This is a genomic window from Hymenobacter jeongseonensis (genome assembly GCF_015694725.1).
Lineage (GTDB): Bacteria > Bacteroidota > Bacteroidia > Cytophagales > Hymenobacteraceae > Hymenobacter > Hymenobacter jeongseonensis.
Window position 1 is genome coordinate 116011 of the sequence record NZ_JADQDQ010000007.1, and the last position, 21996, is coordinate 138006.

Annotated in this window: 17 protein-coding genes; 5 read left to right on the forward strand and 12 right to left on the reverse strand. The window is 61.1% G+C overall.

Features of this window, described 5'->3' with window-relative positions; translation table 11 throughout:
* Window positions 1–244: 244 nt before the first annotated feature.
* Entirely contained in the window at window positions 245–1915 is a 1671-nt protein-coding gene (locus I2I05_RS14845; protein WP_196283062.1) for a M1 family metallopeptidase, read from the reverse strand.
* Window positions 1916–2171: 256 nt separating this feature from the next.
* Here I2I05_RS14845 and I2I05_RS14850 point away from each other — a divergent pair, with 256 nt between their 5' ends.
* Window positions 2172–3137 carry an EamA family transporter gene (locus I2I05_RS14850; RefSeq protein WP_196283063.1) on the forward strand — a complete coding sequence of 322 codons (966 nt, stop codon included), beginning with the start codon at window positions 2172–2174 and terminating at the stop codon, window positions 3135–3137.
* A gap of 113 nt (window positions 3138–3250) precedes the next feature.
* Window positions 3251–3637, forward strand: a complete 387-nt coding sequence (locus I2I05_RS14855; RefSeq protein ID WP_196283064.1) for a group III truncated hemoglobin — start codon at window positions 3251–3253, stop codon at window positions 3635–3637.
* A gap of 69 nt (window positions 3638–3706) precedes the next feature.
* Here I2I05_RS14855 and I2I05_RS14860 read toward each other — a convergent pair whose 3' ends face one another.
* The 3 genes from I2I05_RS14860 to I2I05_RS14870 all read right to left on the reverse strand — a co-directional run bounded on the left by I2I05_RS14860 (window position 3707) and on the right by I2I05_RS14870 (window position 9118).
* On the reverse strand, window positions 3707–4231 hold the full coding sequence (locus tag I2I05_RS14860; protein ID WP_196283065.1) for a DUF4126 family protein: 525 nt from the start codon (window positions 4229–4231) through the stop codon (window positions 3707–3709).
* Between the two features lie 112 nt (window positions 4232–4343).
* Entirely contained in the window at window positions 4344–6074 is a 1731-nt protein-coding gene (gene odhB / locus I2I05_RS14865; RefSeq protein ID WP_196283066.1) for a 2-oxoglutarate dehydrogenase complex dihydrolipoyllysine-residue succinyltransferase, read from the reverse strand.
* A 113-nt stretch (window positions 6075–6187) separates the two neighbouring features.
* Window positions 6188–9118 (reverse strand): 2-oxoglutarate dehydrogenase E1 component, encoded by a 2931-nt coding sequence (locus I2I05_RS14870; RefSeq protein WP_196283067.1) that lies wholly within the window; start codon window positions 9116–9118, stop codon window positions 6188–6190.
* A 662-nt stretch (window positions 9119–9780) separates the two neighbouring features.
* Between I2I05_RS14870 and I2I05_RS14875 the strand changes: the two genes are divergently transcribed.
* On the forward strand, window positions 9781–10122 hold the full coding sequence (locus I2I05_RS14875; protein ID WP_196283068.1) for an RlpA-like double-psi beta-barrel domain-containing protein: 342 nt from the start codon (window positions 9781–9783) through the stop codon (window positions 10120–10122).
* Between the two features lie 88 nt (window positions 10123–10210).
* On the opposite strand, the gene I2I05_RS14880 is transcribed toward I2I05_RS14875, so the two are convergent.
* The 4 genes from I2I05_RS14880 to I2I05_RS14895 form a co-directional block, all read right to left on the reverse strand.
* Complete coding sequence (locus I2I05_RS14880; RefSeq protein ID WP_196283069.1) at window positions 10211–11398, reverse strand: SMP-30/gluconolactonase/LRE family protein; 1188 nt, start codon at window positions 11396–11398, stop codon at window positions 10211–10213.
* Window positions 11399–11553: 155 nt separating this feature from the next.
* Window positions 11554–12492, reverse strand: a complete 939-nt coding sequence (locus I2I05_RS14885; RefSeq protein ID WP_196283070.1) for an SHOCT domain-containing protein — start codon at window positions 12490–12492, stop codon at window positions 11554–11556.
* A 25-nt stretch (window positions 12493–12517) separates the two neighbouring features.
* Window positions 12518–13249: a hypothetical protein gene (locus I2I05_RS14890; protein ID WP_196283071.1), complete on the reverse strand. Its 732-nt coding sequence runs from the start codon at window positions 13247–13249 to the stop codon at window positions 12518–12520.
* A gap of 29 nt (window positions 13250–13278) precedes the next feature.
* Window positions 13279–13533, reverse strand: coding sequence for a hypothetical protein (locus I2I05_RS14895; RefSeq protein ID WP_196283072.1), 255 nt, complete (start codon window positions 13531–13533; stop codon window positions 13279–13281).
* Between the two features lie 133 nt (window positions 13534–13666).
* Between I2I05_RS14895 and I2I05_RS14900 the strand changes: the two genes are divergently transcribed.
* Window positions 13667–13855: a hypothetical protein gene (locus I2I05_RS14900; protein WP_196283073.1), complete on the forward strand. Its 189-nt coding sequence runs from the start codon at window positions 13667–13669 to the stop codon at window positions 13853–13855.
* A 245-nt stretch (window positions 13856–14100) separates the two neighbouring features.
* Window positions 14101–16035, forward strand: a complete 1935-nt coding sequence (locus I2I05_RS14905; protein ID WP_196283074.1) for a sensor histidine kinase — start codon at window positions 14101–14103, stop codon at window positions 16033–16035.
* A gap of 54 nt (window positions 16036–16089) precedes the next feature.
* Here I2I05_RS14905 and I2I05_RS14910 read toward each other — a convergent pair whose 3' ends face one another.
* The 4 genes from I2I05_RS14910 to I2I05_RS14925 form a co-directional block, all read right to left on the reverse strand.
* Window positions 16090–18249, reverse strand: a complete 2160-nt coding sequence (locus tag I2I05_RS14910) for an FUSC family membrane protein (RefSeq protein WP_196283075.1) — start codon at window positions 18247–18249, stop codon at window positions 16090–16092.
* 119 nt (window positions 18250–18368) lie between these two features.
* The gene (locus I2I05_RS14915) at window positions 18369–19241 is read right to left on the reverse strand and encodes a cyanophycinase (protein ID WP_196283076.1); all 873 of its coding nucleotides are present in this window, start codon (window positions 19239–19241) and stop codon (window positions 18369–18371) included.
* 38 nt (window positions 19242–19279) lie between these two features.
* A complete protein-coding gene (locus I2I05_RS14920) occupies window positions 19280–20854 on the reverse strand; it encodes an FAD-dependent oxidoreductase (protein ID WP_196283077.1) in 1575 nt (524 codons plus the stop codon).
* Between the two features lie 87 nt (window positions 20855–20941).
* On the reverse strand, window positions 20942–21907 hold the full coding sequence (locus I2I05_RS14925) for a bestrophin family protein (protein WP_196283078.1): 966 nt from the start codon (window positions 21905–21907) through the stop codon (window positions 20942–20944).
* Window positions 21908–21996: the final 89 nt, after the last annotated feature.

Below are 21996 nucleotides of genomic sequence, written 5' to 3' on the forward strand. Positions count from 1 at the left end.
GGCTTTGGTAATCGAATGGCCAAATTACGGCGCAGGCGCTTGGGGCCACTTGGCGCGCTTCAAGAAACGTTGAGCAACAGCATTGGGAGCTTTTTTGTCCCTCTGTTAAAAGCCATCACGAACCGGCCGCAAACACCGGTCATGCAGAGCGCAGCGAAGCATCTCGCGTGCTCCCAGTAATTAGTTAAAGCACGCAAGATGCTCCGCTCTGCATGACCGGCATTATTCTGCATGACCGGGGGAATTACTCCACCAGCACGCCGATGTAGTAGTTGAACGTGTCGACTTCCAGGTTTTCTTTGGTGGCGCCGGCCAGTTCTTTAACGGGTTCAAACTTGGTGGTGAGCGGAATAAACTGGTATTCCCCGCCTTTCAAGCGCATGCGAACCGGCATGTCGAATCCTTTCACATCGGATACCCAGCGTGCCAGCACTTGGTTGTTTTCGAAGCGTATTTCCAACGTGGGCAGGCTGGGATGGCGCAAGTATTGGTCGAAGATTTTGGTAAGGTCCCGGCCGCTTTCGCGGTTGAAATAGTCGATGACTTGCTGGCCGGTCACGGTTTGGTGGTAGAAAGTCGATGACAAGCCACGCAGCAGCTGGCGCCACTTCGCGTCGTCGTTGATGACGGTGCGCAGCATGTTGAGCAGGTTGCTGCCCTTGTCGTACATGTCGCCCGAGCCTTCCTGGTTCACGCCGTAAGGGCCGATGATGGGGCCGTTGTTCTGAATGTTGCGGCGCTGGCCGTGGATGTATTTCTGCCCGGCTTGCTTGCCAAACTGGCTTTCAACAAACAGGGCTTCTGAGTAGCAGGTGAAGCCTTCGTGCACCCACATATCGGCAATATCCTTGGTGGTGATGTTGTTACCGAACCACTCGTGCCCGCTTTCATGGATGATGATAAAATCCCACTTGGAACCCCAGCCCGTGGCCGACCGGTCGTTGCCGAGGTAGCCGTTCTGGTACTTATTGCCGTAGGCCACGGCACTTTGGTGCTCCATCCCGAGGTGTGGAGCATCTACCAGCTTGTAGCCGTCTTCGTAGAAAGGATACGGACCGAACCAGTTTTCCATGGACTTAAGCATGGGGGGCACGTTGTCGGCAAACTGCTTTTTGGCCTTGGCCAGGTTTTCGGGCAGCACCCAGTAGTCAACCGTGAGAGGACCCTTTTCGCCGGCGTAGGTGCCGCCGCTGAAGTGCTGGTAGTTGCCCACGTTCAGGGCCACGTCGTAGTTGTTGATGGGGTTGCGCACGGCCCAGTCGAAACGGGTGTAGCCGCCCTTGAGCTTGGTGGTTTTGCGCAAGCGGCCGTTCGACACGTCTTTGAGGCCATTGGGCACGCTCACACTGATGAGCATGCTGTCGACCTCATCGGCTTGCTGGTCCTTCGTGGGCCACCAGATGCTGGCACCCGTGCCCTGGCAGGCGGTGGCCACCCAGGGCTTGCCCTTGGCGTCCTGCGTGAAGACCATGCCGCCGTCCCAGGGCGCTTTTTTCGCCACGGTGGGATTGCCGGAATAGTACACCTTGAACTCGTCGCGACTGCCTTGGGCAATGGGTTTGGGGAAAGTGACGAACACCGCATTGGCCTCGCGGGTAAAGGGTACTTCCTGGCCCTGGTAAAGCACCTTCTCCACTTTCAAGTTGGCAAACAAGTCGAACTGCAACCGGGTAAAATCCTGCGCGGCCGTGAAGCGAAACAGGTTGGAGCCGCTGATGAACCGCTTGGCCGGGTCCAGCTTCACGTCGAGGTGGTAGTAGTTGAGGTCGTAGCAGGTGCGCAGCGGTGTGGTGAGGCTGCCCCGCAGCGAATCGGCGCGGGTAAAGGCAGGCTTGGGTTGCAGCAACTGGGCCGTGGCGGTACCGACAGAACCTAGCAGCAACAGCAGTAGAGTAAGCGCTTTGTTGTTCATCATGCTACAAAGCAACAAAGGCAACGGGTATTAATGCTACGTGCTTGGGTCGGCTACGATGCTGTAAGAACGTCTGCCTCTGAAAAATGTCATGCAGAGCGCCGCGAAGCATCTCGCGTGCAGATAGTAAAACCAACCGATTGAGTTAGTAGTGGCACGCGAGATGCTTCGCGGCGCTCTGCATGACGGCCTTTTTACAAAGCTTTCCCACGTTGCCGCGTGCCCCGAACGTAATTTTGCGGCAGTTTTTATCGATTGTATGCCGAATTCGAATTTAGTTGCTGCCCCGTCGCGGGTGGCCCTGTTGTTAGCATTTGCTGCCGTTTATCTAATCTGGGGCTCTACCTATCTGGTTATGAAATTTGCCGTGGCCAGCATGCCGCCGCTGCTCATGGCCGGCACGCGCTATGGCATTGCAGGCGGGCTGCTCTATGCTGCCATGCGGCTGCGCGGCGAGCCCCGACCCACCTGGCGGGGTTGGGGCCATGCCTTGGTCATCGGCATTTGCTTGTTGGGTTTTGGTAACGGCGGCACCACGTTTGGGGTGCTGTATCTGCCCAGCGGCACCACGTCGCTGCTGGTGGCCACGGTGCCCATGTTCCTGGCGTTGCTGGGGTGGTTGAGCGGCGTTACGCCCCGGCCCACGCGCTGGGTGTCGGTGGGGCTGGCGGCGGGCCTGCTGGGTATGTATTTACTGGCCGCACACCCCAGTTCGGCGGGCGTGCCGCGGCCGGGCCACTCTGAAATTGGCATTACGCTGGTGCTGCTGGCGGCCGTGATGTGGTCGGTGGGCTCACTGTACTCCAAGAAGCACCAGCCGGCTTCCTCGCCTTTCATCTCGGGCGGCATGCAGATGATTTGCGGCGGTGTGGCCATGCTAATTCTGGGCCTGGCGCGGGGCGAAAGCGCAGGATTCGAGGTAGCACAGGTTACCGCCAAATCCTGGATGGCCTATGCCTACTTGGTCACGTTCGGGTCCATCGTGGCGTTCACGGCTTATATCTGGCTGCTGCGCGTGGTAGAGCCGGCACTGGCGGGCACCTATGCTTTCGTCAATCCGGTGGTGGCCGTGCTGCTCGGCTGGGCTTTCGCCGGCGAAGTGCTGAACCCGCAAATGCTGGGCGGCGCGGCGCTCATTGTACTGGCCGTGGTGCTGGTGGTGCTGGGCGGGCGACGCAAAACCGAAGCACCAGTTACCGTACCTGAAGTAGCAGTAAAAAACTGAATCTGCTAGCTGTGGGCACCCGGCGCGGGGCTAGCGGTGGTGATTAAATCCCGCGCGGCCCACTTTCAAGGCCAACGCATTTATCCCTAATTGGCACCATTGCCCGCTTTCCCATGGCCACTCCCCTGCCCGACCTGAATACCGAAGCCTACATCGTGAAGCTCGTCGACACCTTTTATGCACGCGTGGATGACGATGCGCTGCTCCGGCCCATCTTCAACGACGTGGCGCAGGTGGACTGGGCCACGCACCTGCCCACCATGTACGACTTTTGGAGCAGCGTGCTCCTCGGCACCAGCCGCTACAAGGGCCGGCCCATGGCCAAGCACTTCCCATTGCCCATCAAGGCGGCGCACTTTCAGCAATGGCTGGCGCTGTTCAACGCCAGTGTCGACGAACTGTTTGCCGGGCCCCATGCCACCGAGGCTAAGCTCAAAGCCCAAAACATTGGGGCCATGTTCGAGCACCGCATGAGTCCCAACCCGCTGTCATTGCTATAATAGCGTGGACTTTGCGAGTCCGCGTATGCACGGATTGGCCGAACGAAACGCGGACTCGCAGAGTCCACGCTACATGGGGTGCCACTCGCTAGCAGCCGGGCGCTGGGCGCTAATCAGTGCCGCGCCACTGGCCAGCACCAGCGCATCCTCGCCCACGCCCACCAGCGCAATCGGTACGCCCGATTTATCGCTGATGCCCGTGCGCAGCGCGTAGCTCACGATGGTGGCCGCAAACGCCGCTGCGGAGCCCAATAGCCCGCCGCCTACTGCGCTGCCGTGTCGCGATTTGTACCAAGCTGCTCCCACCAACGCCCCTGAAATCAGCCGCCCCGTCATCACGGGTAAGGCAATGCGGTCGGGCGTATTCGGCAGTTTGTCGGCCACGATTTCGCCAGCCGCCGCCAGCTTCAGCAAGCCTGCCGTAAATGGCTTTTGCAGGAAGCGCAGCGGCGAGCCATCCAGGCCGGCATGGGGCTGCCGCGAGAGGTAATGGCTTAGAAAGGCCGGCGCACTCATGCTGCGCATACCAGCCAAAGTGGCGAAACCCATCACGGGCCAAAATTTAGCGGGGCGGGACTTTTTGGATTGTTTCATAGCGAGAGCGGATGAGTCCTCTTAAACGCCAGGAAATGACTTTGGGCCATCCAGCGCACAAAAAAAGTGGCCGACATTACTTGTCGGCCACTTTTTGTATCAAAAATCCAGCTTACACGCCCAACAGCAGGCGCGTGGGGTCTTCCAGCAGCTCCTTCACCCGCACCAGGAAGCTCACCGATTCGCGGCCGTCGATGATGCGGTGGTCGTAGCTCAGGGCCAGGTACATCATGGGGCGAATCACCACTTGGCCGTTTTCGGCGATGGGGCGCTGCACGATGTTGTGCATGCCCAAAATGGCCGATTGCGGGGCGTTGATAATCGGGGTGCTCATCATCGAGCCAAACACGCCGCCGTTGGTGATGGTGAACGTGCCGCCGGTCATCTGCTCGATGGTGAGCTTGTTGTCGCGGGCCAGGGTGGCGAGGCGCACCACTTCCTTCTCCACGCCATCAAATGACAGCAATTCGGCATTGCGAATCACCGGCACTACGAGGCCTTTCGGGGCCGAAACAGCGATGCTGATGTCGCAGAAATCGTTGAACACGATATCCGTGCCGTCAATCTGGGCGTTCACCGAAGGCCATTCCTTCAGGGCCACGCACACGGCCTTGGTGAAGAAGGACATGAAGCCGAGGCCCACGCCGTTCTTTTCCTTGAACTTGTCCTTGAACTTCGTGCGCAGGTCCATGATGGGCTGCATGTTCACCTCGTTGAAGGTGGTAAGCATAGCCGTCTCGTTCTTCACCGTCACCAAGCGGCGAGCCACCGTTTTGCGCAGGTTGCTCATCCGCTCGCGGCGCTGGGTGCGGGTGCCGCTGGCGGCGGGTGCGCTGCTGGCGGCCGGGGCCGGAGCGGCCGGAGCAGCGGCTGGCGCGGCCTGAGGGGCTGGCGCAGCTGGTTTGGCCTGCGCGTTTTGGGCATCTTCTTTGGTGATGCGACCGTCGCGGCCGGTGCCGGCCACGTCGGTGGCCGCAATGCCTTTTTCACCCAAAATCTTGCCAGCAGCCGGCGAAGGCACTCTAGTAGCATACGTGGCCGCACCACCAGCGGCGGGGGCCGAAGCCAGCGCGGCAGTAGGAGCAGCTTGCGCAGCCGGGGCCGCAGCGGCCGGAGCCGGGGCAGCACCAGCGCCACTGCCGCCTTCAATCCGCGCAATCACGGTGCCGATGGCAATAGTTTCGCCTTCTTTCACGGCGTGGCGCAGGGTGCCGCTGCCTTCGGCGGGCAGCTCAAACGTGGCTTTGTCCGATTCCAGCTCGGCAATTACCTCGTCGCGGCTCACTTGGGCGCCGTCTTCCTTCAGCCACTTGGCCACGGTTACCTCGGTGATGGACTCGCCCACGGTGGGGATTTTCATCTCAATGGTTCCGCCACCAGCCGGGGCGGCACCGCCAGCAGCGGGCGCAGCAGCAGCTGCCGGAGCGCCGGGCGTAGCCGGGTCCTTGCTCTCGTTGCCAGCGGGCGCGCCGCCGTAGCCAGACTGGTTGCTGGCCGCCGGGTTTTCCTCGCCTTTAGCAACTGGGTCGGCCGTCGCTGTGGGGACTGCGGCTGGCGCTGCTGCCGGAGCAGGACTTGCTGCCGCCGCAGGGGCCGCACCGTTGCCGCCCGCGCCATCCAAATCGGCGATAATGGTGCCGATGCCGATGGTTTCGCCCTCGGCCACGCGAATTTTCAGAATACCGTCGGCTTCGGCGGGCAGCTCAAACGTGGCTTTGTCCGATTCCAGCTCGGCAATTACTTCGTCGCGCTTCACGGCGTCGCCGTCCTGTTTGAGCCACTTCGCAATCGTGACTTCGGTAATGGATTCGCCAACGGCGGGAATTTTGATTTCGAGGGCCATAAACTAGGGTGGCGGGAAAAGAAATTTTCTGAATTTGATTGAGTGCTAGGCAACGCTCACTTCCTACGCAGAAAGTAAGCTGAACCGCCACATCGGCGGCCCACAGCCGGCAGCTAGTCCTGTTTCTTGGCGATTTCCGCCGTGGCTTCAATGGTGTCGTTGGCCACGGCCTCTTTCGGCTTGTCGAAAGCCCGGCCCACCAGGTCCTTCTGCTCTTTTACGTGGATTTTGTTGTAGCCCGTGGCCGGCGACGCCGACGGCTTGCGGGCAATAACGTCTTCCAGCTCGCGGCGCATGTAGCGGAGCATGTAGTTCCAGTAGCCCATGTTTTCGGGCTCTTCCTGCACCCAGTACAGCTTGGCCTTGGGGTACTTGGCCAGCTCGGCATCGAGCTGCTTTTTGGGGAAAGGGTGCAACTGCTCGAGGCGCACAATGGCCACGTCGGTGCGCTTGGATTCGCGCTGCTCTTCCAGCAGGTCGAAGTAGACTTTGCCCGAGCACAGCAGCACGCGCTTCACCTTTTTGGCGTCGGCAAACGTGTCGCCGAGCACCTCGCGGAAGGTGCCGTTGGTGAACTCCTCAATGGGCGACACGCACAGCGGGTTGCGCAGCATCGACTTCGGCGACATCACCACCAGTGGCTTGCGGAAGCTCCAGGTGAGCTGGCGGCGCAGGGCGTGGAAGAAGTTGGCCGGCGTGGTCATGTTGGCCACCACGATGTTGTGCTCGGCCGCCAGCTGCAGGAACCGCTCGGGGCGGGCGTTGGAGTGCTCCGGGCCCTGGCCTTCGTAACCATGGGGCAGCAGCATCACCACGCCGTTCATGCGCTGCCACTTGCTTTCCGAGCTCACGATGAACTGGTCAATCATGGTCTGAGCGCCGTTGGCGAAGTCGCCGAACTGCGCTTCCCACACCACCAGGGCCGTGGGGTTGGCCATGGCGTAGCCGAATTCGAAGCCCAGCACCGCGTACTCGCTCAGCAGCGAGTTATAGATGCTCAGTTTCTCGTTCTCGCCTTCCATGAAGTTCAGCGAGTTGTAAGGCGCCGAGGTTTCGGCATCATGCAACACGGCGTGGCGGTGCGAGAACGTGCCACGCTGCACGTCCTGGCCGCTCACGCGCACAATGTGGTTTTCGGCCAGCAGCGAACCATACGCCAGCAATTCGCCGGCGGCCCAGTTCAGCACACGGGTGTCGTAGAACATTTTCTTGCGCTCCTTCAGCAGGTTATCAATCTGCTTCAGCGGCTTGAAGCCTTCGGGCAAGCTGGTCAGAGCTTTGGCCACGCGCTGCACCGTGTCTTCGCTGACGCCGGTTTCGGGCGACTGGTCGAAGTCCTCGGGCTTGGAGCGGCGCAGGCTGCGCCACTCGTTTTCCAGCGCCTGGTAGTTGTAGGGGAGCGGCTTCTGCTTCACCAAGTCCAGGCGGGCCTGCAGGGTGTCGCGGAACTCCTTGTCCATCTGGGCGGCCAGTTCGGCGTCCACGTCGCCGCGCTGCACCAGCATGGCGTTGTACACCTCGCGCGGGTTCTGGTGCTTCGAGATGATGTTGTAGAGCGTGGGCTGCGTGAACTTGGGCTCGTCCGACTCGTTGTGGCCGTGGCGGCGGTAGCACACCATGTCAATGAAGATATCGGCGTGGAACTGCTGGCGGTATTCCGTAGCCAGCTGCACGGCAAACACCACCGCTTCGGGGTTGTCGCCGTTCACGTGCACCACCGGCGCATCAATAATTTTGGCCAAATCGGTCGAGTAAATCGACGAGCGGGCGTCCTCAAAATCGGTCGTAAAACCAACCTGGTTGTTAATTACGAAGTGGATGGTGCCGCCCGTCTTGTAGCCTTCCAGCAAAGACATTTGGGTCAATTCGTACCCAATGCCCTGGCCGGCCAAGGCGGCGTCGCCGTGAATCAGAATGGGCAGAATCTGGTGGTAGTCGTTGGCGTACTGGTGCTCGATTTTGGCGCGCACGAAGCCTTCCACCACCGGGTTCACCGCCTCAAGGTGCGAGGGGTTGGGCGCTAGCTTCAGGTTCACTTTCTGGCCGCCGCTGGCTTCCACCTCCGAGCTGTAGCCCATGTGGTACTTCACGTCGCCGTCGCCCATGGTCAGGTCGGGCACGGCGGTGCCTTCAAACTCCGAGAAAATCTGCTCGTAGGTCTTGCCCATGATGTTGGCCAGCACGTTCAAGCGGCCGCGGTGGGCCATGCCAATCATCACCTCTTTCACGCCTAGCTCGGCGCCCTTGCCGATGATGGCATCCAGCGCGGGGATGGTCGTTTCGCCGCCTTCGAGCGAGAAGCGCTTCTGCCCCAAAAACTTGGTGTGCAGGAAATTCTCGAACACGACGGCCTCGTTCAGCTTCTTCAGAATGCGCTTCTTGTACTCCACGCCGGGGTTGAACGCCAGCGAGGCGCGCTCCACTTTCTCGCGGAACCAGTCCAGCACCTGCGGGTCGCGGATGTACATGTACTCGAAGCCAATGGCGCCGGTGTAAATCTTCTCCAGCGCCGCCACGATTTCGCGCAGGGTGGCTTTAGAACCCAGGCCCAAGCCCTCGCCATTGGAAAAAGCCGTGTCCATGTCGGATTCGCTCAAGCCAAAATCGGCCAGGTCGAGGCGGGCTTTGCGGTCTTTGCGCTCGCGCACCGGGTTGGTTTTGGCGCGCAAGTGGCCGCGGCTGCGGTAGGCGTGGATGAGGTTGCGCACGGCCGTTTCCTTGTCGCTGGCCACCGCCTCACCGCTGCTGAAGCCGGGCGCGTTGTTGGTGGAAGCGGCGGTTTCCAACACCCCAAATCCGTCGATTTGCGGACCGGTCGGGGTGCCTGCTGCTGGCGCGGCCGGGGCAGTGGTAGCCGAACCGTTGGTGGTGCTGCCGTTGCCGGGAACGACGGGGGCGCCTTCCGGAAACTGCTGCGAGAAGTCAAAACCCTCAAAAAACTTACGCCAGCCAAAATCAACCGACTCCGGGTTTTGCTGGTAGGCTTGGTAGAGGGTTTCAATAGCCGCCGCGTCGGCGTTGGCGATATACGAGTATGCGTCCATGAGAAAAGCAGGGTGGGTAAGGCTGCGTAAAAGTAGGGAGCTTAAAAGTCAGGCAAAAACCTAAATTCGACTAAACGAATTAACCTGACGTTAAACGCTATAATTTTCCGCTTCCCCAAATTCTATTTGGGTTGGCTGGCCAATTTATCAAAAATTGAGGGGATGAACCGGGACACTGCTTACGCAGGTCCAGCCGAGATAATATAAGTCGCAGCTTTTTATTCCGAGCAGTTCGGACCGTAACCTCCTGCATGGGCCTGATTTCTTCTATAAACTTTCGACTATTAAGGCGCCATACAGCCCGTAAAGCACCTTCGAGTTGGATAATTTATTTTCGGAAAACTTATCTATCTATCTAATCGTTAACACTTTTCCCTTGCACAAAAATCGGGGGACGCCTATACTGCCAGGCGAAGAATGGCGGACGAACGAAACCCTTTTAAATGAGTAGTGTACGGTTATTTCTAGACATCCTTTTAGCAGCCTCCGCATTTACAGCACCCCTTTTCTCCTCGTCACCAGCCACTAACAAAGCAACCGGACTGGTTAAGTTTATATCGCCGCTAGAAGTTGCCCGCCGCCCAGCTGAGCGCCGGATGGAAAGTGAAAAAATTAACGTTAAAAAGGCAAAAACATACGTCGCCCAAAGCCTAACTTATCGGGTGACGGCCACCATCTACGAAGCTGTGCCGGGCCAAACGGACAGCGAGCCGTTCATCACGGCCGATAATTCGCGGATTAAACCGCACTACGGGACCAAAAAGCGCTGGATGGCCTTGTCGCGCGATTTGCTGAAGCCCTGGGGTGGAAAATTCGCATTCGGGGACACCGTGCGCGTCACGGGCATCTCCGCCAAACTCGATGGCGTGTACACCATTCACGACACCATGAACAAGCGGCACCGCCACTGCATGGACATTCTGGCTCATACCAGTGAAAACCTGGACATCTTTACCAAAGGCGTTAAAATCCAGAAAGTCGCTTACCAGGTAAGCGCGCTGTAAGCCACTGGTTGCCGCAACGGCTGCCCCACTAAAAAAGCCCCGCCTCTTGAAGGCGCGGCTTTTTTTAGTGCCTATTGAACCAGTCATTTTACTTTGGCAAGGCCATCTTGAAGATGCGGAAGGGCTGTTGCGGCTGGCCCACGCCCTTGTTCCAGCTTGGCATTTTGTGAATGGCCGAATTGGCCACGTAGAGGCTGCCGTCGGCAGCAAAGCTGTAGGTATCGGGCCACTGCAGGCGCGGGTCTTTGGCAATGGTTTCAATCTTGCCAGCGGGGGTGCGGCGCACCAAGGCACTCTGCTCGAAGGAAGTGAGGTAAACGTTGTTGGCCGCGTCGATTTCCATGCCGTCGGTAGCCGGAATGGTCCCCAGGTTCTCCACCTGCTGGCCAAGCTGGGCGGGGCTGAGCGTGGCATCGCGCAGGGCGGCGGTTTTGATGCGGTAGAGCGTGTGGCCCGTGAGCGGGCAGTAATACAGGTAGGTGTTGTCGGTGCTCAGGGCAATGCCGTCGGCGTTGAACTGCGCGGGCTTGCCCTGGGCGTCAATCATGGCGTGGCCCTCGGCTTTTATCACCAGTCCTTTTTCGGCCTTGGTAGACGGGTGGGTGTCCAGGAGGCGACGCGACTTATTGGTTTTCAAATCGACCACCACCAACGCGCCGGTGCCGGATTCGGTAAGGTAAGCGTAGTTGTTTTGCAGGTCAATCCGCACATCGTTGAGGTAGGACTTGCGGGGCGCCACGCTCTCCGGGAACGGAATGGTGAGCAGCACCTGCCCGGTTTTGGGGTCCGTCTTCACCAGCTTGGGGCCACCGGGCACGGTGCCTTTGATGCCGGGCGAGGCCGGGTCGAGCACCCACACCATGCCCGCTTTGTCGGTGTGCACGGTTTGGGGGCAAATCCAGTGCTTTTGCGGCGCATTCCTTACCGAGTCATTCCACAGGCACCAGCTGGCATTGGGGTAGGGAGTGAGGGTATTGTTGGGCCCGACCTGGGCAATGGGGTACACGGGATTGTGGTCCCAGCGCGGAAAGCAGGCGAAAACCTGGCCCCCGGGTGCCACCGCCACCCCAACCATCTGGGGCCCCGCGAATTCGGCCACTACCTGTAGGGGCGAGTTGGCCGGCACGTCATCGAGCCCGGTTGCCGTGGAATCGGGACCCGCCGATACCGCAATGCTCTCCGAATCTTTGTTGGGCGACGAGCAGCTGCCCAGCCCGAGGCTTGCAGCAGCCAGCCCCACCAGCAGGGCCGACGATAGAAATTGAGAAAAAGCCATGAATAGCCAGCGGATTAGTGGAAAGAAAAAACCTCAGCCGGTCAGGGCTGATGTTTTTCTTACGGCCCCGTGGCCGGGATGTTGAATAGCGAGGGTACAAATTCCGCGGGCGGCGAAACGATAAGCAGCAGCAGACGCGCCCCCGTGCTAGTTACTTAAGGTGTGTCCGTCGAATCGGCTGGTGCGGGCGCGGCGGGCGTCACGGCCACCGAATCCTGTACTACCGGCGCGGGCCGGCTTGGAGCCAGCGGCGCCGGATTGGTAGGCACCACGCGAATGGTTTCGGGCACGGCCTCGGCTGAGGGAGGCAACGGCTCGGCCTGCGGGCCAACCTCGATGCTGGTTGCCACCGAATCAGCAGCAGTCCGGCTGGTGCTGGACAGGCGCTCCGAAGGCGGCCGGTTGAGCGAGAGGTACAAAACCAAGCCCAGCAACGCCAGCAAACCGCCAATGGACAGAATCAGGGCCAGCGGACTGCGGGCCGCTGGCCTTGCGGATTCCGGAAACTCGTCGTCCGTCCAGCCTTCCGGGTCCGCTTCCGGCACGGGAGGCGGCTCGGCGAGCACCGGCGGCACTGCCGGTGGCACCGTGCTGGGTTCAGAATACCGGGGTGGCAGCGAGGCAACGGGCGCGGGCGGCACAGGGCGGCTGCCGGCGGGCGCCTTATTAAGCGACTCCACAATCAGCTGGGAAAGCGGGGTAGCGGGTGGCACCAGACCAGATGGCCCGGCTACCGGCGGCTGCGGACTGCCAAGCGAAGTAAGGGATTCCTGATGCGCTGGGGCAGGCGTACTGCCAAAGTCTGGTGACCCCGGTTCCGTGCTTATCTGCTGCGGCCGGGCCACGGGCGGCCCGTAATCCGTGGGCGACGACTTAACGGGAGGCAAAGCAGGCGGAACGGCGGTCGGTGGAACCGATGCAAATGGCGCCGGGGCAGGTAGCAGCGAGGTGGACGGCGGCGGCGACTGCAGCGCTTGCTCGCTGAACACCAGACGCTGTTTCAGGGCCTCAAATTCGGTGGGGGTTAGGGCCCCGGCATCCAGCATCTCCTTGAGTTGACGCAGGGTATCGAGGGGTGAAGATGGGTTTTCCATAGCCTGAGTACGGCCCGCGCCCGGCCTAGTTCTTGCGGTCGAGTGCCGAGAGCCGGTCGCGGCGGCGCTGCAGTTGCACGCGGCTCTGGTCGAGGACCTGCCCGGTTTTGATAAGCGAAACCGAATCAGAACGCATTTGCTGCGCATTTTCGACGTTTTTCTTCAACAGCTCTTCAATTTTGGCCAAATTGGAAGTGGTGTTGTTTTGGAGGTAAATCCGGTTCTTTTCGAGCTTCTCTTTTTCCTTTTCGGCGTTCTTCAGATTTTTCTCGGCTTCGGCAATCTGGTCGCGGTAGGCTTTGAGGCGGGCGGCGGTGGCAAAGGTTTGGGCCATAACCCGCAGGGCCGAGTACTCGGTGGCCGTTTTGTCGGGGTCGAAGAAGGTGTTATCGTCGAAGCCCCCGAACACGGCTACTTCCGAAGTGGAATCGGTAGGCGCCACCACGGTGGCGTACAGGTCCACGAGCTTTCCGGAAATGGCGTTGGCCGCCGTTTGGCGGGCAATGAGGGCGTCGTTTTTGCCCAGCAGCCCCAGCAGGCCGCCGTTCTTAAACTTGACGTTGTAGTTCTTCTTCATCCATTCCTGGAAAAAATCCCGCACGTCGGACGCTTTGCCATCAACCTGCACCTTGAGGGCCGCCCGGGTCTTTTTGTCGTAGTTCACCTCGCTGGCGCGCACGTCGTAGAGCTGAGCAAAAGCCGGCGCAACCGTGAGCAGGCTCACCAAGACCAGCAGTGGAGCGAATAATTTGGGCATCGGGAAGGGGAAATGATTAGTGAAAGGGCCTAGCGCAGCTCGTGGCGCTCGAAGGCGGCCTGCAAGTCGGCGCGCATGTCCTGGAAGCGGGCAATGGCAGCGGCGAGAAACGCTTCGTCGAGTAGCTCGCGCACTTCGGCGTCGGTGCCGGTGAGCAGGTCAAGCTCCGCAACTTTGTAGGTCTGCTCCAGATTGCCTTGTTCTAGCTTCAGCAAAAACTTGCCGTTCCAGGCCAAGAGCGTGATTTTAACGGCGGGATGGGGAATGTCGGCGACGTGGCGCATAAGCAGAGTGGGAAGGCCAGCAGCGAAACGAAGGTAGCAAGCGCTACCTAACTCCTACCCTGCGGCCCACGTAAAAATAAGATGCGCTTGCTGCCCCAAGCCCTATTTCTTCCATCCACAAACAGCTACGGTCATGCCACAGGGAGATAAGTCGAAATACACCGACAAGCAGAAGCGCCAAGCCGAGCACATCGAAGAAGGCTACGAAAAGCAAGGCGTGCCCAAGGACGAAGCCGAAGCGCGGGCATGGGCCACGGTGAATAAAAACGACGGCGGCGGAAAACTTCCCGGCGGTTCAGGGCGGAAAAAACCACGCAAATAATTCGAGCGGCCACGCTGCGCCAGCCGCCAGTCACCACTCCTATTCTACAAGTCCCGCAACGTAAAAAAAGCCAGTTCAAAATCGGAACTGGCTTTTTCATTTTACTGATATCCTTGCTGCTTATCCCTTCGAAATAAGCCAGGCCGGCACATCACGAACTACCCAGAACGGATTACTTTTAAATACTTGAATTTACAGTTATTTGCGGTTATTTGCTTTGCTTAGTTCGCTTTTTCCTTGTCCTCATGCGGCGTCTTTTCTTCCATGCCTTGCTGTTGGGATGGTGGCTGGTGGGCACTGGAAACGTACAGGCAGCTCCCGGCCCGGCCCGGCGCGACACGCTTCTACTAAAAGACGCCGATGAGCCGCACGTATCGGAAGCGTACCGCTACTATACCGAGCCCTTCAGTGTGCCGCCCAACCCAGAGCAGGCCGAGGCCCAGTGGCGGGCGGGCAAATTCCGGCCCGGCGCCTGGCACAAACCCCTCAACCTGGGCACGCTGCACCAACGGGTTTGGATGCGGCTGCCCGTGCGCAACACCGCGGCCGAGCGCCTGCGTTTTGTGTGGAGCATCTTCAACTTCACCGATAGCGCCGCGCTGTACTGCCGCCGGCAGGGCGAAACCCGGTTCACCCGCCTGGGCGCGGCCAGCTCCTGGACGCCAGCGGCCGAACGGCTGTTTCCGGCCCGCGCGCTCAGCTTTCCCTTCACGCTGAAGCCCGGCGAGGCGGCAGTGCTGTACCTGCGCGCAGACGTGCACACCGGCGGCGTGTATTTGCCCACGTACATCGAAACCACCGAGCGGTTTCTGAGCTGGGAAATGGGGTTTCCATTTGAGCGCCACTGGGTGCTGCTGCTGGGCTTTTACCTGAGCAGCGCGCTCTTCAACTTGGTGCTGTTCGCCTTTCTGCGCGACCGCATTCACCTCTGGTACGGGGCCTACGTGGTGTGCGTCACGCTGTTTCTGATGATGGAGGACGGGCTGGATGCCCTGCTGCTGCCCCCGGCGCCCTACCGGCTGCTGTGGTCGGTGGGGCAGTACAATTTCATCATTCTGGCAGGGGCGGCGGGCATTCGCATCATGCAACTGTTCCTGCGGCTCCGCAGCGGCTGGCGCGGGTTGTATCGGGCGGGGCAATGGCTGGCGGGGGGTGCGGCGGGCTTTGTGGGGGTGTACTCGGTGCTGTACCCGTGGGCCGTGGGCCACAGCCTGGCGCTGGTGAATTGGCTAAACGGCACGCGCGAAGTGCTGCTGCTCTTCATCTTTGGCTATGGCTGGTTTACGCTGCTGTCGGTGTTGAGGCGGCGCCGTCGTCGGCGCCTGGCGGCTTATTATGCCCTCACCTACTTGTTCTTTTTCACTGGCTTCGCCGTGTTCTGGCTCAATCATTTGGGCCTCACCAGTTTCAACCCGGTGTATCCTAATGCCCTGGCCTGGGGCCTGTTTTGGGAGCTGCTGGTGCTCAGCGCCCTGCTCACTGGCCGCTTCCGCCACACGCTGCGGCAAAATACCCGCCTGCGCATCCGGGAGCTGCAGCAGCGCAACGCACTGGGCAGTCGCCTCATTGCGGCCCAGGACGCCGAACGCGAGCAACTGGCCCGGGAACTGCACGACGCCATGGGTCCCAACCTGGCGGCCCTGCACATGGCCTGGCAAAGCCAAGCTGTGCGCGACGCCTTGGCCACCGCCCCGGCCGCTGCTTCCGTGGGCCAGCTCACCGAAGAAATGCTGGGCCAGCTCTACGCGCAGGTTCGGCAGCTCAGCCACGCCCTGCTGCCCGCCGAGCCCGGCACCAGCCGCCTCACCACCTCCGTAGCCGCCCTCTGCCGGGCCCTGAACCTGCACGGCACGCTGCAGGTCCACACCCACTTCGACGCCGGGCTCGACCACCTGCCCCAAACGGTGCAATCGGTGGCCTATCGCATCGTAGCCGAGTTGGTGAACAACGCCATGCGCCACGCCCAGGCTAAGCACGTGCAGGTGCACCTCCGCTGCCGCCCGCCCGTACTGGAGCTGTGCGTGCAAGACGACGGCCGCGGCTTCGGCAAAGGCGAAGATGCGCCCATCACCGGCATTGGCTTGCGCGGCGTGCGCACCCGCGTTGCTTACCTGAATGGCAACCTGAGCATTGAAACGCCCGAAGTGGGCACCCGAATAGTCGTGCAGCTGCCGTGCTGAGAGCTGCGCGAAAGCCAACCGGCGTGCCCCGACGCATACCTGCTTCGCGCCCGGCTAACGGCTTGCCCCCACCAAGCCTTCGGTTACTTTGCTGATGTCGCTGCTCACTTTTTGTAGAAACGTGAGCTGTTCCAGCAGCGACTTATCGTCTTCAGCAATGGGCGCGGCCGGTTCGGCGGCGGGCAGCTCGGGCGCGGGCATTGTAGCAGCGGGGGCAATGAGGGCGAGGCTTTTGTGCAGCGTGGCCAGGGCGCTGGTGAGGGCGCGGCGGCTCTCGGCTGGGAAGGGCGGCACGGCGGGTGCGGCCTCGCGCAGGGTGGCGGTGAGGGCCGCAATATTAGACGAGAGAATGTGGTTCAGTACCACAAACTCGTGGGTTTTGGTGGGTTGGTGCTGCTTGCTTTTGGGTTCGGTGAGCATGCGCTGGAAGGCCGCCGCGAGGTTGGCGCCGCTCACGTACACGTCTTTGCGCAACAGGCGGTACTCGTTGGGCGGCAGGGGGCGGCCGGCGAGGCGGTTGGCCAGCTGGCGTAGGTAGGCCAGGTTGGCGCGCAGGGCGGCCGACATGTGGTCGGTCAGTTGGTCCGATTCCCAGTTGGGAAACAGGAAATAGCCGGCCGAAAAGGCAATGGCGCACCCCATGAGCGTATCCGCAATCCGCTCCTCCACCACGCCAATGTAGTTCAGCCCCAGGAAGCTGAAAAGAATCAGCAGAAAGGCCGTCAGGAACACCACCGTTACCAAATACTTGGTCCGTTGAAAGCTGTAGGCCACCACCATAAAAACCACCAGAATCGCAAATTGCGCATCGGTCCAGGGCACGAGCCAGAGCACGGCCGCCCCCAGCGCGCCGCCCGCCAGCGTGCCCAGAATCCGCTCGGTGTTGCGCTGCCGGGTGAGGCTGAAGCCGGGCTTGAGCATGATGGTTACGGTCATCAGAATCCAGTAATTGTGCTCGCCGCGCCAGAGCCACTGGGCCACGCCAAACGCCACCAAACAGGCCAGCATCATCCGCAGCGAATGGCGGAAAACGGCCGATTTCATGGCCAGATTCTGACCCAACGCCTGAAGCTCCACCTCCTGGTGCGCCACAAACCGGCCGTGGTCGCTGGTGCGGTCCGGCGCGGGCGCGGCCGCCGCCAAGCTCTCGTCGAAGTAGCGGCGAATGTTACCCACCCGCCGGGTAATGTCGCGCAGATTAACGAGTATTTTCTTCAGCACCAGCGTACTGCCATCAACTTTGGGGTCGGCGTCGAGGGCGCTGATGCGGACTTGCAGGTGCGCCAGCTCGGCGCTGAGGTCGGGGCCGGCGCCGGCATAGGGCCGGTTGGCTTGAATGGCCACCCCCAGGTGGTCGATTTCGGCGGCCAGGTGGCGAATGAGGGCGGCCACCTCCGGCAGCACCCCGCTGGGGCCAAAGGCGGCGCGCACGGCGGCATAGTCGTAGTAGCCAGCCGTGATGCGCTCGTACAAATCCACGGTTTCGACGAAAGTGAGCACCAGACGGCGGCCGGTGCTGGTGCTTTCGCTCACAATCTGGCGGGTGCGGAACAGCACGTCGCGCACGGCTTCCTGCCTTTCATTCACCACCACCTGCTGCGCTACGAGCTGCCGGTAGTCGTCGTCGAGTGCGGTTTGGGGGTTGTAGAACCGTGCTTTTATTTCCAGAAACTGCGCCAGGGCGTGAATGCACTCGCCTAGGGCCTGCTGGGCTGGGCGGTAGGGCCGCACCTGGTGCACCAGCAGCGCCAAGCCCGCATACCACAGGCCACCCAGCAGCAACAGTCCCACGTGCGGCAGCAGTTGCGGCAAGGTGGGCGGCTGGGCCAGCACCAGCACGGCATTCAGCAGGGCGGCGGTGCCCACGGCCCCGGCCCGGGCGCCCCACACCAGCAGCATGGTCAGCCCAAAGCTGAGCCCGCCCACCACCAAGCCCAGCAGCCACACGTTGCTGGCTGCCAGCCCCGTGACCAGCGCGGTGACGACCACCAGCGCCAGTGCGGCCAGCATGCCGTTGCGCCGGTGCCGGGCCGGGCCGGGCACGTCGGTCACGCTCAGGCACACGGCCCCGGTGGAAACCGTGATGCCCGCTTCAAAATGGCCCAGCTGCGCAAACACCAGCGCCGGCACCAGAATGGCCAGCGTGGTGCGCACCCCGTCCGAGAAATTCTGCCCGAAGAAGAAGTACTGCAGTTGGCGCGTTTGGGTATTCATGCAGCGCAAAGAAACAAGCTTCGCGCAACCGGAGCCAGTCTAACTTCATTTTCCATAGGCAAACCGAAATCTTGCGAATCAACCGCGGTGCCTTTGCTAGAAAGTGAAAAACGGGCGGCTCAGCGGTGCAGGGCTTCTTGGATGGGCAGAGTGTAGCGCTCACCACAGCTGAGGATGTGGACCCGCAGGTCGCGGATGGTGAAGGGTTCGCCCGGCTCGATGAGGTGGATGTTGGTGGCGGTCACGGTCTGGCCTTCCACCACGGTCACCACGCCGCTGCCGATGACTTCCAGTTCGTAGCCTTGGGTCACGACCACGCCCGTGTCTTCCTCCAGGCCCAGGCCGATGCAGCCGGGGTTGGTGGCAATAATCTGGGCCATGCGCACAATGCGCCCACGGGCCACAAAGTGCGTATCGATGGCCACGTCGTGCATCAGTTGTAGGCCGGTGGTGATGTGGATTTCGTCCTTCCGCATGCCTTGGTTGTCGCGCCCCTGGTAAATCATGGGTGTGCTCATGGCGGTGGCGCCGGCGCTGGTGCCGCCTATCACAATGGCATCGGTGGCGTAGCGCTCTTTGAGGCGGCGCAGCCACGCCGTGCCGCCCAGCAGCGCGGTGAGTCGCAATTGGTCGCCACCGGTGAACAGGACGCCCGCCGCTTCGTCGAGCAGTTGTAGCGCTTGTTCGTCTTCAGCATCGGCCCGCTCCCGGGCATTGAACACTTCGACCCGCTTCACCCCCAGCGCGGTGAATACGTCGACGTAGTCCTGGGCAGCGGCTTCGGGCTCGTCGGAGGCGGTGGGCACCACAATGACCAGCCCTTTGCCGTGCAACTCCTGCACAAACCGGCGCAGAATGGCATCAGGGGCATGTTCGGCATCGGCATCGGCCCCGGGGTGCAGGCTTTTTTCTTCGTGCCCGCCAATAGCGATGAGGATGCCGTGGGGTAGTGGACAAGGGCTTTTAGGAGAATTCTTTTTACGAGTGGGCATTGGTATTTGGAACAGAGGATTGGGGCTGCGAGGCTGGATTAGGCGGGGCTCAGGCCCGAGTTGGCGGGGCCGTTGAGCAGTTCGCCCAGCGCCGTGAAGCGCGAGCCGTGGCAGGGACAGTCCCAGCTTTTTTCCAAGCCGTTCCAGTGCACCACGCAATGCAGGTGGGGGCAAATGGCCGAGCGTTCGTGCACAAGGCCCTTTTCGTCTTTATAAACCGCCACTTTTGTGAGGCCCCGCCGCAGCACGGCGCCCGAGCCGTTGGGAATGTCATCCACGGAATTCACGTCGCCGGCAGTGAGCAGCTCGGCGTATTCAATGGCCACGTTCACGTTTTCCCGGATGTACTCCTGGGCACTTTCGCGGGTGAGCGTGATGCGGCCGGGGTCGTAGAGCTTGGCCCAGGCGTTTTCGCGGTTGTTGATGAGGTCGGTCACAATCATGGCGCCCAGGGTAGCGTGGGTCATGCCGTGGCCCGAGTCGCCGGTGATGACGAAGACATTGTCGGCATCGAGCGGGTTGCGGCCGGCGTAGCCCAGGCCATCGGTGGGCTCCATCACCTGGCCAGACCAGCGGTATTCAAAGTCCTTCACCATTGGAAATCGGTCGCGCGTCCATTCTTCCAGGCAGCGCAGGCTGGCTTCGGGGTCGGCCGACTGCCCCGTTTTGTGGTCTTCGCCGCCCACAATTAGTAGGTCGTATGCCGTCTGGCCGCCGCGGGGCCCGTTGGGCACGTCCTGCAGACGCACGTAGTGGTACGGGTCGGCCATGTCCCAATACAGGGCTTTGCTCACCGAGCCTTTCGGCACCCGGGCGGCCACCACGTAGGTGCGGTAGGGGTGCTGCTTGGTATGCATCACCACCCGGTCGTTGAAGGGCGTGTTGGTGGCGATGACAATGCCTTTTTTGGCCTTCACTTCGAAGCCGTCGGCAGTCACGACGCGGGCTTGCGGGCCGCCATGCACCTCGCTCACGCGGGTGTGGGTGCAAATGCGGCCGCCCTGCAGCACGATGGCCTGGGCAAGGCCGGCCAAGTATTTTAAAACATGAAATTGCCCTTGATTCGGCCAGCGCAAGCATTCGCCCGTTTCGAAACCCGTGGTATTGGAATTAGCCAGCCGTTCCACGGCGGTGAGGCCGGCGCGGTGGGCGGCTTCAAGCTCGTTGGTCAAGTCCTGGGGCTTGCCATCGGCGTGCAGGAACAGGTAGCCGTCGAGGCGGGTAAAATCACAGTCGATTTGTTCGTTCTCCACAATCTCCTCAATCGCATCGACGGCCGCCGAGTGGCTTTGGGCCGCCAGCCGGGCGCCTTCTTCGCCAAAGAGGCTTTCCAGGGTGGTGTACCGGTCGTCGAGGGCAAACGAGAGGTGGGCCGTGGTGCGGCCCGTTTCGCCGCTGGCCAGTTCGCCGTCTTCCAATAAAATCACCTTCCGGCCCTCGTTGCTCAACAGGTACGCGGTGGTGAGGCCCGCAATGCCGCCGCCCACTACCACCACGTCGGCCTTGGCCTTTTTGGCCAGCGGAGCAAAGGAAGGCAAGGGCAACGCCGTGCCAAACCACGACGAAATGGTAGCACCGGAGGTACGGGCAGGATTGGGCAGTTTGGTGGGCATATGCAGCGGAGCAGGAAGTAGAGTCCTTGCTTACGCCGGGGCGCGACTTCGCGTTAGGCCGAGCTTATTCTAGCGCGGCGGCAGCAGTTAATAAAGCGTGTCCTTCACCGGCTCCACTTTGGGTGGCAGCTCGGTTTCGCCCAGCAGCTCGCGCAGGTCGATTTCGATGCTGCGGCAGATGGCCGTCATGGGAACATCGTTGATTTGGTTGTCAAAGGGGTTTTCGCTGGCGTGGCCCACCAGCTCGATGATGTTGAACACCCACGAAACGAGCACCGCAAACGGTACCATCAGCCAAACGTGGTACTCGCCCAACGCCTCGCGGTGGTCAAATTCCTCGACCAGGCCCAAAGGCAGGATGGCGGCAAATATCCAGACGAAAACGAAACTAAAAAACGCGTACTGTCGCGGAAACGGAGTGTTTTTGATGCGCTCGCAGCCACCCTGGGCGTCAAACATGTCCTGAATGGTTTCCATCAGGGCCACATGGCGGTACTCGGTGAGCAGGCCGCGCTGGTGCAACTGGCGCAGCTCTTCGCTCTGGTGGCGCAGCAGGTGGGTGGGCGGGTTGCTCATGCGCTTGGCCGCCTCCGATTCGGCCGGGTCGAGCAGAAAAGGCGCCACTTCTGTTTCCCAGCCCTCCGCGGTTTGGCGGCGCAGGTGCAGGCGCAGGGCGTTGCACCAGCCAATCTGGCGGTAGAGCAGGCGGCGGTGCAGGTCGCGGACTTCGCTCGGTTCGGGCTGCATTTCGTTGGGGGTGGGCTGCACGTAGTCGAACGCCCGAATGGCCCAGGTCCGGCTCACGTTCACGATGCTGCCCCAGAGTCGCCGACCCTCCCAGAACCGGTCGTAGGAGCCGTTGCTTTTGAAACCGATGTAGAACGCCACCGCCGTGCCCAGCGTGGCCACGGGCTGCCAGGGAATGTCCAGAAAATGGAAATTCAGGCGGCTATACAGCAAACAAATCAGCGTATCGTAGATAAAAAAGACCAACAGTCCGTTGCGCGACATGCGCCAAACAACCGACAGTCGAAGATTTTTGTGGACGTACATGAATAACGGGTAGGTAACGAAATAATAAAATGGCTTTGGGCAGGTGGCATATAACCGAACCACCGTCTAGCTTACGGCAACAGGACGCG

What these genes read in the sequence shown, in the direction of transcription:
- I2I05_RS14845 (WP_196283062.1), bottom strand. Translation starts at nt 1,915, where the DNA reads ATGATGAACAACAAAGCGCTTACTCTACTGCTGTTGCTGCTAGGTTCT.
- I2I05_RS14850 (WP_196283063.1), top strand. Translation starts at nt 2,172, where the DNA reads ATGCCGAATTCGAATTTAGTTGCTGCCCCGTCGCGGGTGGCCCTGTTG.
- I2I05_RS14855 (WP_196283064.1), top strand. Translation starts at nt 3,251, where the DNA reads ATGGCCACTCCCCTGCCCGACCTGAATACCGAAGCCTACATCGTGAAG.
- I2I05_RS14860 (WP_196283065.1), bottom strand. Translation starts at nt 4,231, where the DNA reads ATGAAACAATCCAAAAAGTCCCGCCCCGCTAAATTTTGGCCCGTGATG.
- odhB (WP_196283066.1), bottom strand. Translation starts at nt 6,074, where the DNA reads ATGGCCCTCGAAATCAAAATTCCCGCCGTTGGCGAATCCATTACCGAA.
- I2I05_RS14870 (WP_196283067.1), bottom strand. Translation starts at nt 9,118, where the DNA reads ATGGACGCATACTCGTATATCGCCAACGCCGACGCGGCGGCTATTGAA.
- I2I05_RS14880 (WP_196283069.1), bottom strand. Translation starts at nt 11,398, where the DNA reads ATGGCTTTTTCTCAATTTCTATCGTCGGCCCTGCTGGTGGGGCTGGCT.
- I2I05_RS14885 (WP_196283070.1), bottom strand. Translation starts at nt 12,492, where the DNA reads ATGGAAAACCCATCTTCACCCCTCGATACCCTGCGTCAACTCAAGGAG.
- I2I05_RS14890 (WP_196283071.1), bottom strand. Translation starts at nt 13,249, where the DNA reads ATGCCCAAATTATTCGCTCCACTGCTGGTCTTGGTGAGCCTGCTCACG.
- I2I05_RS14895 (WP_196283072.1), bottom strand. Translation starts at nt 13,533, where the DNA reads ATGCGCCACGTCGCCGACATTCCCCATCCCGCCGTTAAAATCACGCTC.
- I2I05_RS14900 (WP_196283073.1), top strand. Translation starts at nt 13,667, where the DNA reads ATGCCACAGGGAGATAAGTCGAAATACACCGACAAGCAGAAGCGCCAA.
- I2I05_RS14905 (WP_196283074.1), top strand. Translation starts at nt 14,101, where the DNA reads ATGCGGCGTCTTTTCTTCCATGCCTTGCTGTTGGGATGGTGGCTGGTG.
- I2I05_RS14910 (WP_196283075.1), bottom strand. Translation starts at nt 18,249, where the DNA reads ATGAATACCCAAACGCGCCAACTGCAGTACTTCTTCTTCGGGCAGAAT.
- I2I05_RS14915 (WP_196283076.1), bottom strand. Translation starts at nt 19,241, where the DNA reads ATGCCCACTCGTAAAAAGAATTCTCCTAAAAGCCCTTGTCCACTACCC.
- I2I05_RS14920 (WP_196283077.1), bottom strand. Translation starts at nt 20,854, where the DNA reads ATGCCCACCAAACTGCCCAATCCTGCCCGTACCTCCGGTGCTACCATT.
- I2I05_RS14925 (WP_196283078.1), bottom strand. Translation starts at nt 21,907, where the DNA reads ATGTACGTCCACAAAAATCTTCGACTGTCGGTTGTTTGGCGCATGTCG.